Source organism: Streptomyces sp. NPDC059866 (assembly GCF_042731325.1).
Taxonomy (GTDB): domain Bacteria; phylum Actinomycetota; class Actinomycetes; order Streptomycetales; family Streptomycetaceae; genus Streptomyces; species Streptomyces flavusporus.
In genome coordinates this window covers 225,987-239,065 of record NZ_JBHWJT010000004.1, presented here as the reverse complement: position 1 = coordinate 239,065, position 13,079 = coordinate 225,987, and the positions used below count along the sequence as shown (strand labels likewise).

Sequence of the window (13,079 nt, the reverse complement as noted above, 5' to 3'; positions counted from 1 at the left end):
CTCATTCACCCCCTGTTTCCCTGAGCGCCCGCGCCGGGTCCGTGCGGCGCAGCGCGAGTGCCGCGGTGACGAGCAGCGGGACGAGCGCAACCGCCGCCAGCAGGACGGCCACGCGGGGAACCGGAAGCTCCACCAGCACCTGAGGCACCGGCCGGGTGGCCTGCGCGGTCAGGACGATCAACGGGATCACCGCCCGGGTCAGTACGGTCCCCAGCGCGGCGCCCACCAGCAGCGCCAGCCCCACCAGGACACCCTGTTCGACGGCGACCATCCGGGCCAGCCGGCGACGCGGAGTGCCCAGGGCGCGCAGCACGGCGAACTCGGCGTCCCGCTCCCGCAGCGACCCCGCCGCGCTCACCGCGAAACCGACCGCGGCCAGCGCCGCCGCCACCCCGGCCGCGGCGGCGAACGCGGCCTCGGGGCCGGCGCCGAACGGATCGTCGCGCAGCTCCTCGGCGATCTCGTCCCGGACGATCACCTGCTCGGGTTCCAGATCGGGCCGGGCCCGCAGCGCGGCGGCCACCTCGGCGGCCTCGCCCGGCGCGGTCCCCAGCCACCACTCGGTGGGCGTGACGCCGGTGCCGTACCGGGCCTGCAACACCCGGTTTACCGACCGCAGATCGACGAGCAGAGCCCCTCCGTCGTGGTCGTCGGGCGTGGTCGGCAGCGCCCGTACCGCCCGGACGATCCGCACCGGCAGGGTGTGACCGCCGAACGCGACGTCCACGCGCTCCCCGGGGCGAGCGCCCGCCGACTCGAGGAAGCGGTCGGTGGCGACGGCCGTGATCTGCGGCGGCGCGGGCCGGCCGGCCTGCAGTCGGATGGTCAACGACGAGATGACCCAGGTGTATTCGTGGGGGACGTAGCCGGTGCCGTAGGTGACCGTGAGCGGTTCGGAGGAGCCGACGCGGGGGCGGGTGGGCCTGGTGTCGGCGTTGGGAGACGCGGCCGTGCCGTCGCTCTCGGAGACGGCCTTCCAGCCGGTGGGCAGCGGCAGCCGCCGAACCGTCCCGTCGGTGGCGGTGGCCGTCAACGCGTCGACGCTGAAGCGGTGTTGCTGGGCGCGGCCGAACGGCTGGCCCATGGTGAGGTGCAGACCGGTCAGGGTGGCCGGGCCGAGCGGGCCGTCGAGGTCGGGGGTGAGGGTGTGGCGGCGGCCGTCCGCGGGGAGTTCGCCGGCCGGGATGCGGTACGGCGTGCCGTAACGGTCCTCCACGACGAGGGTCACGTCCGCCGTCATGCCGGGGGCGGAGGCGCGCAGGCCTGCCGTCAGCCGGAGCCGGGCGGTGTGCGCGGGTATGCGGGCGCCGGCCGCCGATCCCTCGGGGCCCAGCCCGCTCAGCAGCGGCCGCACCGGCTGGGCCGTCAGATCCGGGCGCATCAGTACGGCGTCCGCTGCGTGTGCGGTGTCCAGGGCGAGCACGGTCGCCGTCCGGTCGCCGGACAGCGGCAGTTCCGTACGGACGGCGGGGGCCGCCTCGGCGACGTGCGGCACGGCCGCGTACTCCTCGGTGCGGCCCGGGCCGGCCTCCCCGGCGGCGAGTACGCGCACGGGCGCACCGGCGCGGAAGTCCGCCTGGTCGTCCTGCGAGCGGTTCCAGGAGGCGCCCTGACCGATCGCCAGCATGCCCAGCGCGACCGCGAGCACCAGCAGCAGCACCGGGCCCGCCCCGCGCATCGGGCGGCGGCTGAGCTGCCAGCCCGCGAGCGCGGCGGTCAGCCCGCGCCCGCCGGCCGCCCGGCGTTCGGCGAGCCGCGCCACCGGCGGCAGCAGCCGCAGCGTCAGCACCGTCCCGGCGAGCAGTGCCAGCGCGGGCGCCGACACCAGCAGCGGGTCGATGCCCAGGGTGCCGGCGGTGGTGCCGCTGACGGCGCCGGAGGTGTGCCGGTCCAGCTGCCAGTACGCGACGCCGGCCACGGCCAGCAGGCCGATGTCGGCGCCGGCGCGGACGGGGGTGGGGAGGGGGGCGCCGGAACGCGGCCCCAGCAACGCGCGCAAGCGCCCGGACCCGGACCCGGCGACGGTGCTGAGCCTGCGTTGAGCTCGCCCGCGCCGGCGGGGTACCGCTGCGCCCACCCTCCCCCACTCTCGGCTTCGCTCGAGCGGGGGGACCCCCATCGCCCCAGCGGCACGACTGCCCGCAGCTACGCGCAGCGCCGGCCCCGTCACCGCCAGCGCGCACCCCAGGGCCACGCCCACCGCCACCAGCCACACCCCACCGCGGCCCCCGGTCGGCACGTCCAGGTGCAGGCCGATCCGGGCCAGCGGTCCCTGCCCGGCCAGGAGCCGGGTCAGCGGACCGGACAGCAGCGGCGCGCAGATCACCGCGGGCGCGGCGAGCAGCAGTGCCTCCAGCGCGGCATGGCCCGCGATCTGCGTGCCGGAGGCGCCCCGCGCCCGCAGCAGCCGGGTCTCCCCCGCGCGTTCGGCGCTCAGCAGCCGGGCCACCAGCAGCAGCGCACAGCCCGCGAGCAGCACCAGCTGCAGGGCGACGATCAGCAGGGTGGAGCGGGAGACGAGCAGGGAACGGTCGAGCCGGTCGAGGACGGCGGGCAGCTGGGTGGCCGCGGCGGTCGTGCCGCTGAGCGCCGGCTGCTCGCGCAGTGCCGCGCTTCCGGCGCGGGCCGCCTCGCGCAGCGCGTCGACCCGGCCGGTGGACAGCGTGGAGAAGTCCGCCGACGCCAGCCAGCCGGACTGCCCGGTGCTCACCGCCTTGCCGGTCAGGGTCTCGGGGGCGGCGAGCAGCGGGCCGTACGTGGTGAAGCCGCCCTTGGTGATGCCGCGGCCGTGGAGGTCGTCCAGCTGCCAGTACGCCGCGGTCGGCTCGGCGGGACGGTAGACGCCGGTGATCAGGACGCGGGCGTCCCGGTCGCCGAGGCGGTCGACGACGGTGAGGCGGGCGCCGGGCTCCAGGCCGAGGCGCCGGGCGACGGTGCTGGGTACGGCCGCCTCGACGGCGTCGGCGGACGCGCGGGGGAGGCGGCCGTCGGTGATCCGCACCTGGGTGCTCTCCAGGGCGGCGAAGTACGTCAGGTCCGGGTCCGAGTCCTGCGCCGACCGCTCGTCGCTGGGGCGCAGGGCGCGGGGCAGGGCGTACGGCCCCGACCGCAGATAGCTCCGCACCGTCACCGGCAACCCGTCGAAGGTCCGCCGCGCCCCTTCCCGTACGGCCTTGTCGGCGTCCGCGCGACCGTCGGCCGGGACGTCGGCCTTGACGATCAGCGCGGTGTCGGCGGCGTTGCGGGGGTCGTGCAGGGAGTGGCGCAGCGCCGCGTCGCCGATCGCACCCGAGTAGGCGGTGAGCGTGGCCAGGACGGCCGTGGTGAGCAGGACGGTGAGCAGGGCCGCGGTCAGGAGCAGGCGGTGCGCCCGCGCCCGTAACACCACGAATCCCGCGAACCCCGTCACATGACCCCCCGCTGTCGTCCGGACCTCCGGGCGATGTTGGCAGAGGGGCCGCGCTCGGGTAAGCGCTTGTGGATCGGGCTTGACCGGATTGTGACCGGAATCCGGCGTTGTACGACCGGAATCCGGGACTCACCCCTCGGGCGTCAGTCCGGGGTGTTCACCATCGAGGCCGCCGCGTAGGTCAGGTAGTTCCACAGCGTGCGCTCGTGCTCCTCGGACAGGCCCAGCTCGTCGACGGCCACCCGCATGTGCTTCAGCCAGGCGTCGTGCGCGGCCCGGTCGACGGTGAAGGGGGCGTGGCGCATCCGCAGGCGGGGGTGGCCACGGTTCTCGCTGTACGTCGTCGGGCCGCCCCAGTACTGGATCAGGAAGAGGGTGAGGCGCTCTTCTGCGGGGCCCAGGTCCTCCTCGGGGTACATCGCCCGCAGGGCCGGGTCCTCGGCGACTCCCTCGTAGAAACGGTGGACCAGGCGGCGGAAGGTCTCCTCCCCGCCGACCTGCTCGTAGAAGGTCTGCTCCTGAAGCGTGCCGCGCCGAATCTCTTTCACGCTGTCCATGCTCTCAGACCGGGTGACCGAGGACTCAAGACCTAGGACCACCTCCGCCACCACGCCCCGAGGTACTCGCCTGGCGTCGCGAACCGCAGCACAGTGGACATATGGGCGCGCATGCACTCGACAAGGACCTGGAGGCCGTCGCCGCCTCGGTGCGGGCGGCGCTGGTGCAGGAGATCGACGCGAGCGGGGCCTGGGTCGCGGACCCCGTGTGGCGGGAGGTGTTCGCAGCGGTCCCGCGCCATGTCTTCGTGCCCTACTACTACATCGGGACCGTGGACGGCTACGAACGGCTCTGGGGCGAGGACCCCGACCCGCGCGCCCGTGAGCGCTGGGTGCGCGGCGCCTACGCCGACACCCCGCTGGCCACCCGGCTGCGCGACGGTGAGCTGGTCTCCTCCAGCAGCCAGCCGTCCCTCATGGCGCTGATGCTGGCCGAGCTGCAGGTGGCGGACGGCAACCAGGTCCTGGAGATCGGCGCGGGCAGCGGTTACAACGCGGCGCTGCTCGCGCACCGCCTCGGTGACGACGACCTCGTCACCACCGTCGACCTGGAGCCGGAGATCACGGAGTCGGCCCGCCGGCACCTGGCCGCCGCCGGGTACCGCCCGGTCGTCGTCACCGGGGACGGGGCGCGCGGGGTGCCCGAACGCGCTCCCTTCGACCGGATCATCGCGACCTGCACCATGTCGTCCATCCCGCACGCCTGGCTCGCCCAGTGCCGCCCGGGCGGCCGGATCCTGACCCCGCTGGCGACCGGCCTGGTCGCGCTGACGGTGCAGGACGCCGCGCATGCCGAGGGGCGCTTCCTGCACACGCCCGCCTATTTCGTGCCGCTGCGCGGCGGCGTCCGGCCCGAGCCGGAGCGGGCGTCCCTGGGCGCGGTGCCGCTCCGGGGCCGGCAGCACGAGCTGTTCCGGTTCCTGCTCGCCCTGACCCGGGGCAGCCTGGACCCGCTGGAGGCGTACGCGCTGTGGGAGGGCGAGGGGCACCCCCGTCGCGAGCGGTACGGCGTCACCGTCGCCGGCGAACACCAGTGGGCGTGGCTGGACGAGCCGGAGGGACCGTACACCTGGTCCCTCCGCTGAACAGTTCTAACCCCGGCGGATGGTGATCGTCGTCCAGGCGCCCACGTGCACCCGGTCGCCGTCCTGGAGTGGTACCGGCACGAAGGGCTGGATCGGGTCCTCCGAGCCGTTGACCGTGGTGCCGTTCGTCGAGTTCTGGTCGACGACCGCCCAGGTGCCGTCCGGCTGCTGCACCAGCACCGCGTGCTGGTGCGAGACGCCCGGGTCCTCCGGCGGCACCGACAGGTCGATGTCGGGGGTGTCACCGGTGGAGTGCCGGCGGCGGCCGATCGTGACCTGGTTGCCGGAGAGCGTGCGCTGCTGCTCCGGGGAGTACGCGGGCAGGTTCAGGCCCGCGGCCTCGGGACCGGAGCGCTGCATCATCGCCATGAAGTACTCGCGGTCCGGGCCGATGGTCGCCGTCCAGGTCGCCGGCCGCTGCGGGGCGCCGGGGCCGGGCGGCGGGGGCGCGGTCTGCGAGCCGGGCTGGGGATAGCCGTAGCCGCGGGGCTGACCGGGGCCCGCGGAGGACGGCGGGGAGATCACCCAGTCGTCACCGCCGCCGAAGGACGGGCCGCCCGGCTGCGGACGGTTCCCCTCCTGCGGGAACGCGGGCGGGGCGGGCGGGCCGGGCTGCTGGAACGCCTGCGGAGCACCCGGGTGCGTACCGGGGCCTCCCGCGGGACCGGGCGGCGGCGGAACCGGCCGCGACGGGTCCGCGCCGAAGCCGGGCTGGCCGGGGTGACCGGGCGGGCCGGGAGGACCGCTCGGGTCGCCGCCGAAGGGCGGGCCCGGCGGGATCGGCTCGGCGGGCCGGTTCATCTGCGAGGGCCGCGAGCCCTGGTACTCGTACGACTCACCGCTCCCGAAGGACGGCGGGGCGGGTGGCCGCTGGAAGCGCGGGTCCCCCGGGCCGGACGCCGACGGGCGCGGGGCGGCCGGGGTGTACGAGGTCGCGGTGTTCGTCAGGAAGTTCCACCGGCACTCCTCGCAGAACGGCGCGCCGCCCTCACGGGGCGTACGGCACTGCGGGCAGAGTTCCGGAGCGGCGTCCGGTACGGCGGACAGGTGCGGGCGTCCGCCGGGCTGGCCGGCGTTCGGCCCACCGGGCTGGCCGTTCGGGCCGGGCGGCGGCGGGAAACCGTAGCCGCCGCCTGCGGGGGGCGGTGGCGGAGGGGGTGGTGGTACGGCACCGGCCATGCGGTGACCGCAGACCTCGCACCAGTCGTCGGAACCCGACTGGTGTCCGTTCGGGCAGGTCGGCATGTCGGCGCTTCCCCCTCTCCTTTCCGGCCGTCCGGCCGGATTTTCTCCAACCCCAAGGGGTCAGGCTCGCTGCTTTTCAGGGTCCTGCTACGTCACTTCTTCACACGAACAGTCTTTGTCGACCGGGTCTCGAGAGTCATCTCGTCGGCCTCCTCGACCTTCGCCTTCAATCGCACAGTACCTGTCGCGGCATCGACCACGTCCACCACCTTCGCAAGGAGTTTCGCAGTATCCGCATTCCCGGAGGCGCTGGCGAGCTGAACGGCCCGGCCCAGTTTGGCCGTTGCTCCATCGATGTCTCCCGATTTGCGCAGATCCAGTCCTTGTTGGATGACTTGCGCCAGTTCGGCCTGACCGGTGTAGTGGGCCACTTGCGGGTTGATCGAGGTCGAGGCCGCCATGTCGTCGGTCCAGACGGCCCGGACCAGGCCCTGGGCGCCCAAGTTCTGCGTCGTACCGTCGGGTTGCGGGATCACCAGGGAGACCCGCGCGGCCAGCATCTCCTGGCCGATGGCGGCGGGCGGGACCTCGACGCACACGTGGTAGTCACGGGACTCGTCTCCCCAGGAACCGGTGGGGTAGTCCCCGGCGCGCGGGCCCGCCTCGGTGCGCCGGTCGGTCAACTCCTCGACGGTCGGCGCGACTTGCTTGACGAACTTGATGGTGGTGCCGACCGGGGTCCACAGCCTGAGGGCGACGTCCGCGACCTCCTTGCCCATGGCCGTCTCCATCATCTGCGTGAAGTCGGCGGCCAGTCCGGCCGGGTCGGCGACGATGTCGGCGGTGCCGAGCAGGGCGGAGGCGATCCCTGTGACTTCTTTCACTTCCCAGTCGGTGCCCACGCCCCGGGCGTCACAGGTGAAGCGTCCGGCACAGGCGTCCAGCGACGCCTTGAGGTCCTCCGCGGACTCGTGCTCGTTGCGGCCGTCGGTGAGCAGGATGCCGTGCCGGATGGCGACGTCCGCCGAGGACAGCAGCCGGTCGGCAAGACGCAGCCAGGTCCCGATGGCCGTACCACCGCCGGCGCTGAGCTTGCGCAGGGCCTGCTTGGCCTGCTCGCGGGTGGTGGCGTCGGCGACGGCGAGACGGCCGCCGCCCGGGTAGACCTCCTTGGCGACGTGCGTGCCGCCGATCACCGCGAAGTGCACGCCGTCGCGCAGGGTGTCGACGGCGGCGGACGTCGCGTCCCGGGCGTTGCGCATCTTGGTCGGCGGGTAGTCCATCGACCCCGAGCAGTCGACCATGATCGCCACGGCCGCGGACGGGCCCTCGCCCGGCGCGTAGAGGTGGGGTGCCGCCACCGCGCTTCCGATCGTGCCGCCGCCGGTCGCGGTCACCGTCACGATCGCGTTGACCTCCCGGCCGCCCTCCGGCAGGTACTCGTTCTGGTACACATCCATCGAGAACTGCGGCACGTTCGACTTCGAGAAATTGGCCATGCCCTATCGGCTCCCCCTTGAACGCCCCGCAGGATGCGGGGCGACGACGGAATACGGACCGGTCCCCTCCGGTCCGTCGAGGCGTCCCCGTACGCGGCCTCAGGCCGATCCTGCCCCCTGCGGCGGGGCCGGGAACGGCACGAGGGCCACTGTTACGTTGTCGTGGCCCCCACCGTCCAGCGCGTGACCGACCAGAACCCGGGCGCCGTGCAGCGGACGGACGGCGGCGTCGGCCGGGAGGACGTCGGCCATCTCCTCGGCCGCCTCCGCGTAGTTCCACAGGCCGTCCGTGCACACCACCACCACACCCGGCCGGTCCGGCTTGAAGGAAGCGGTGTGCGGCTCCAGTTCGTAGGCGTCCGCACCCAGCCAGCCCGTGATCGCGTGGGCGCGCTCGTCGGCGTACGCCTCCGCCTCGTTCATCAGGCCCGCGGCGACCATCTGCGCGGCCCAGGAGTCGTCCTCGGTGAGCCGGGCCGGGGGCGAGGTGCGGTCCACCGGCACCCAGTAGGCGCGGCTGTCACCGACCCAGCCGACCACCAGCAGGCCCGCGGTGACCACCGCGCCGACCAGTGTGCAGGCCGGGGCGTTCTGGTGCGGGGCGTGCTCGCGGGCTGTGGCGGGTTCCTGCGCGAGCGCGTTGACCGCGTGGGCGGCGGCGACGATCGCGTCGTGCATGGCCTGCTGCGGGTGCGTGCCGAGCGGCAGGGCGGCCAGCAGCGACTCGCTCGCGGCGCGGGAGGCGGCGAGCGAGGCGTCGTCGGGGCGGGTCGCCGAGGACACGCCGTCGCAGACGATCGCCACCAGGGCGCCCGAGCCGTCGGGCAGCGCGGTGCGGCCGATGCCGAACGCGTCCTCGTTGCGGTGGTGGCGCAGACCGCGGTCGCTGACGGCCGCGATCGGGCCGTACTCCTGCTCCATGTGGTCGCGTTCGCGCGGCTGGGCGTGTCCGCAGTTCTCGCAGTAGCCGTCGTCGTCGACACGGCCCGCGCGGCACGCCACGCACAGCTTGGCCGGGTCGGCGGGCGCCGCGGCATCGGCGGCGACGCGCGGGTCCGGGGCCTGGAGGGGGTACTCCTCGGGTTCCCGGGAGCGGTCGAAGCGGACGCCGGTCGCGGTCGGGGGCGGTGTGGCCGGAGACAGGGGAGCACCGCCCGAGTCCGGGCCCGGGAGGTCCGCCGGCAGATGTACCGCGGGGGGTGCGGCGGAGCTGTCCGCGCCGGCGGCGACGGGCCAGCCGGCCGGCGGCACCACAGCCGGGGTTCCCGAGCCGTTCAGGGTGAGCGTCGGGCCGTCGTCCGGCCGTGGCGGTACGGCGGACAGGTCGTATCCGCAGGCACCGCAGAAACGGTCACCCGACTCGAGCGGCTCCTCGCAGCTCGGACACCTCGACAAGGCGGCCTGCTGGGGCATCTGCGACATCAACTACACCCATGTCCGGGGGCGGTAACGGTTGGCACGTTCCACCAGGTCGATCCTCTCCTCGCCGCCCCGCGCCAGCCGGGCCAGCGTGCGGTACGAACGCTCCAGGCCGAAGCGCAGGCCTCGTTCGTCCAGGCCGCTGCCGAGCAGCGTCCGTCCCCCGGCGGCATGGGGGTCCCCCCGTCCGGCCGGGGCCGGGTGCGGGGGAGGGACGGATCCCTGGCCACCGGAGAGTATCCAGTCCAGGGCACAGCCGAGCACCTCCGTGACCAACTGCTCGCGGCGCGTCGGATCCAGGCGGTACTCATCCAGCGCCTCCACCTGCCCGGCGGCGGCGCTCAGATCCTCCAGGAAGGGTACGTCGGAGCCGACCGCCGTGCGTTGCCGGAGCCGGGCGCGCACGGCCGCCACCCGGGCCGCCGTGTAGTGGATGGACGACTCCGGCACCGACTCCAGCGTCGTCACGGCGCTGCGCCGGTCGCCGGTCGCGAGCTGGACGCGGGCCAGGCCGAAGGCGGCGCTCACATAGCTCGGGTCGGTCGACCACACCAGGCGGTAGTACTCGGCGGCGTTGTCGAGCTGGCCGAGCACCTCCGCGCACAGGCCGAGCGCGAGCTTGGGTGCCGTCTCGCCGGGGAAGGCGTCGTAGATCGCGTCGAAGGCGAGGGCGGCTCCCTCGTGGTCGCCGGTGACCAGCGCGGTCACACCCCGGTACCAGACCACCCGCCAGTCGTCGGGCCGCTCCGTCTCCAGGGTGCGCAGGGCGTCCAGTGCGGCGGCGGAGTCGTCGTTCTCCAGCCACGCCCGGATCTGCCGCAGCCGCGTCTCGATCGACGGGGCCGGCGCCGCGGCCAGCGCACTGAGCAGCTCGGCCGGGGCGGTCGCCATCAGGCCCGCGAGGAAACCGGCGTTGGGGTCGCCCGGGTCGACGCGGGGGACGGGCAGCGCGAGGGCGGCGGCAGCGGTACCGACGGGTTTGACGAGGCCGGCCGTGGTGCTCGGCGCGGCGCCGGTGAGCTGAGGCTGCTGCTTCCGCGCCCGTACGACCCGCGCCCCGAGCCGCGACACCTCACCCTCCAGCGGCGGGAACAACTCCGTGTCCGTCACCCGCAGTTCCGGTCCGAACAGCGTCGACAGTGACGGCCGTGCCCGGCCCGTCTGCAGCGACACGACCTCGCGCAGCACCCCCGTCAGCTGCTCCGACATCTCCTGCGCGGAGGCGAACCGGCGGGCCGGGTCGGGGTCGGTGGCGCGGACCAGGAGCCGGTAGAAGGACTCGTACTGGCGGAAGACCTCGATGTTGTCGGGGTCGGGCAGGGAGTCGACGTAGACGTTGGTGTAGCCCTGGAAGTCGAAGGTGAGGACGGCCAGGGTGCGGGCCACCGTGTACAGGTCGGACGCCACCGACGGGCCGGCCTCCGCGACCTCCGGTGCCTGGTAGCCGACCGTGCCGTAGATCGCCGACTCGTCGTCGTCCATGCGGCGCACCGCGCCCATGTCGATGAGCTTGAGCTGGTCCTCGGTCTGGATGGCGTTGTCGACCTTGAAGTCGCAGTACAGCAGGTTGCGGCTGTGCAGGTGGTCGAGGGCCTCCAGCGCCTCGATGCCGTACGCGCAGGCCTGCTCCACCGGCAGCGGGTCGCGTCGGCCCTCCGGAGTGCGGCGGGCGTTCGCGATCTCCTTGAGGGACTTGCCGCCGACGTACTCCATGACGATGTAGCCGTCGAGGGAGCCGGTGCGCTGGTCGAGGTGCTCGACGAAGTTGTAGATCCGCACGATGTTGGCGTGCTCGATCTCGGCGAGGAAGCGCCGCTCGGAGATCGCGGCGGCCATGGCGTCCTGGTCGCCGGTGTCGAGCAGGCCCTTCAGCACGACCCAACGGTCCGACACCGCCCGGTCGACGGCGAGGTAGATCCAGCCCAGGCCGCCGTGCGCGAGGCAGCCCACGACCTCGTACTGGCCGTGCACGACGTCGCCGGCCTTCAGCTTCGGGACGAACGAATACGGGTGGCCGCACTTGGTGCAGAAGCCCTCGGTGCGCCCGGGACGGTCCCCGCGGGCGCGGCCCACCGGCGCCCCGCAGTCCGAGCGCGAGCAGAACCGCTTGCGCTCCGGCACCTCCGGGTTGTCCAGGACCATCGCGCGCGGGTCGGGGCGCGGAACCTGCGGCACCTGGACCAGCCCGGCACCCAGCCGGCCACGGCCGGAGGAACCGGCGGTGGAGCCGGAGCTGCGCACCGACACCGAGCGGCCCGTCGAACGGCCCGACAGCGCGCGCGACAGCCGCCCCGACACCGAGCGGCGGGACTTCGACGACTGCGACGACGTACGCGAACTGCGCGCACTGGAACGTGAGCTGCCGCTGCCCGCCGAACCGCGCGAGCCCCGGCCGCCGCCCGTGATCCCGGTGGGCGGCGATGCGACCATGCCGCTGGCGGACACCACCGGCGCCAGGCCGCAGGTGTCGCAGTAGAGCTCACCACCGCCGACGTCCTCGTACGACCCCTCGCAGCCGGGCCGCTGGCAGGACTGCTGTGCCTCACTCATCTCGCTGCATCCCCCTTGTCGCTCACCGCGCCCGGCCCCCTGCGGTCCTGCGGCCCCGCCTGCCCCGGCACCCGCGGGGCGGTGCCGAGCAGATCGGCCGCCGTCTGCTGGTAGCGCTGCACGGCCTGTTCGGCGACCCGCAGGTCGCAGGGTGCGCTCCACAGCATGCGGCGCGCCGCGTCGTACCGCTCGATCAGCAGCGGGTCCTCGGCCAGTCCGTGCCGGGCGACCTTCGCCTTGTACGCGTCCAGACGGCCGCGCAGCTCCGCACGGACCGCCAGGGGTGCGGTGACGGCGGTCAACGACTCGCGGGCGCGCAGCAGTTCGTCCTCGGCCTTCTGCTCCAGGGACTCCAGGAGCGGCGACAGCCGGTGCCACTGGGCCTGTCTGCGGTACTCGGCGGCCGCCGCCAGCTGCTCCTGAAGTGCGGTCGGCGGTCCGCTGACGACCGGCACCTCCGTGGCGGCGATCTTGGCGAGGACCTCGCCGCGCGCGGTGCGGGCCTCGGCGAGCGTGCGGTCGGCCCGGGACAGCACGTCCCGCAGCTTGATCAGCCGCTGCTCGGCATCCTGGCGGACCGTCAGTACGGCGTCGATCTCCCGGCGCACCTCCTCCAGGGCGCGCGCCTCACGGTCGTACACCGTGGTGTCCGGTCTGCCGCCGCCCGGTGCCGAACTGCCCTCGGCGGGCAGCCAGAACGCCAGCGGATCGGAGACCACCTCTTCGCGCAGCTTCGTCAGCGTGCGCGTGATGCGCTCCAGGTCGTCGCCCGCCGGGTGCTCGCCGGGGCGCACGCCGACGGAGTGCGCGAGCCTGCGGGTGCGCTGGAGCTCGGCGGCCAGTAAATCGATCCGCGCGGGCAGCGCGGACCACACCGCGTCGGCGGCGACGACCATGTCCAGCGACGTCGCGTACAGCTCGTTCATCCGGTCCACCAGCCCGGCCAGCGAGAACTGCTGGCTGAGCTTGCCCGTGCCGTGCAGTGTGGGCGCGTTCGCCGTGGCCGCGGCGCTGCCGGCGACCATGACGGACTCGCCGCGCAGCAGCTCGGTCAGCTCCAGCAGGTCCTCGCGGCTGGACCAGCGGCGGCGGGCGCGGATCTCGCGGGCGGAGCGCAACGCGCCCGTGTACGCGTCGAAGTACGCCCACAGCAGCGTGATCGACGCCTCCGCGGCCGCCCAGCGCTCCTTGGTCGTGCCGGTGAGCTCGGCGCCCTCGAGGAGTCGGCGGCCCGCGTGGTCCTGCAGGGCGAGGAGCGAGGTCTCGATGGCCTCGTGTTCCGCGCCGAGCCGCGCCAGCGCACGGTCCACCTCGTCCCGGTCCATTACCGGACCGGAGGCTCCCGCGACGCCCATCGATCACCTCTCGTTGCTGG

At 74.2% G+C, this 13,079-nt stretch carries 8 protein-coding genes; 1 reads left to right on the top strand and 7 read right to left on the bottom strand.

The genetic code is table 11. From position 1 onward, the window contains the following. Position 1: 1 nt before the first annotated feature. On the bottom strand, positions 2 to 3,409 hold the full coding sequence (locus ACFV7R_RS07550; protein WP_385261002.1) for an FtsX-like permease family protein: 3,408 nt from the start codon (positions 3,407 to 3,409) through the stop codon (positions 2 to 4). A 143-nt stretch (positions 3,410 to 3,552) separates the two neighbouring features. Next, entirely contained in the window at positions 3,553 to 3,966 is a 414-nt protein-coding gene (locus tag ACFV7R_RS07545) for a globin (protein WP_385260999.1), read from the bottom strand. A 101-nt stretch (positions 3,967 to 4,067) separates the two neighbouring features. Here ACFV7R_RS07545 and ACFV7R_RS07540 point away from each other — a divergent pair, with 101 nt between their 5' ends. Next, positions 4,068 to 5,051: a methyltransferase domain-containing protein gene (locus ACFV7R_RS07540; RefSeq protein WP_385260997.1), complete on the top strand. Its 984-nt coding sequence runs from the start codon at positions 4,068 to 4,070 to the stop codon at positions 5,049 to 5,051. 6 nt (positions 5,052 to 5,057) lie between these two features. Here the strand turns inward: ACFV7R_RS07540 and ACFV7R_RS07535 are convergent, their stop codons facing one another. From ACFV7R_RS07535 to ACFV7R_RS07515, 5 genes are all read right to left on the bottom strand, one after another. Next, positions 5,058 to 6,296 carry an FHA domain-containing protein gene (locus ACFV7R_RS07535; protein ID WP_385260994.1) on the bottom strand — a complete coding sequence of 413 codons (1,239 nt, stop codon included), beginning with the start codon at positions 6,294 to 6,296 and terminating at the stop codon, positions 5,058 to 5,060. Between the two features lie 92 nt (positions 6,297 to 6,388). Then, positions 6,389 to 7,735: a VWA domain-containing protein gene (locus ACFV7R_RS07530; protein ID WP_385260992.1), complete on the bottom strand. Its 1,347-nt coding sequence runs from the start codon at positions 7,733 to 7,735 to the stop codon at positions 6,389 to 6,391. A 99-nt stretch (positions 7,736 to 7,834) separates the two neighbouring features. Then, positions 7,835 to 9,160, bottom strand: coding sequence for a PP2C family serine/threonine-protein phosphatase (locus ACFV7R_RS07525; protein ID WP_385260991.1), 1,326 nt, complete (start codon positions 9,158 to 9,160; stop codon positions 7,835 to 7,837). After that, positions 9,161 to 11,704 carry a tetratricopeptide repeat protein gene (locus ACFV7R_RS07520; protein ID WP_385260988.1) on the bottom strand — a complete coding sequence of 848 codons (2,544 nt, stop codon included), beginning with the start codon at positions 11,702 to 11,704 and terminating at the stop codon, positions 9,161 to 9,163. After that, positions 11,701 to 13,059 (bottom strand): hypothetical protein, encoded by a 1,359-nt coding sequence (locus tag ACFV7R_RS07515; protein WP_385260986.1) that lies wholly within the window; start codon positions 13,057 to 13,059, stop codon positions 11,701 to 11,703. The genes ACFV7R_RS07520 and ACFV7R_RS07515 overlap by 4 nt, the downstream gene beginning before the upstream one ends. Positions 13,060 to 13,079: the final 20 nt, after the last annotated feature.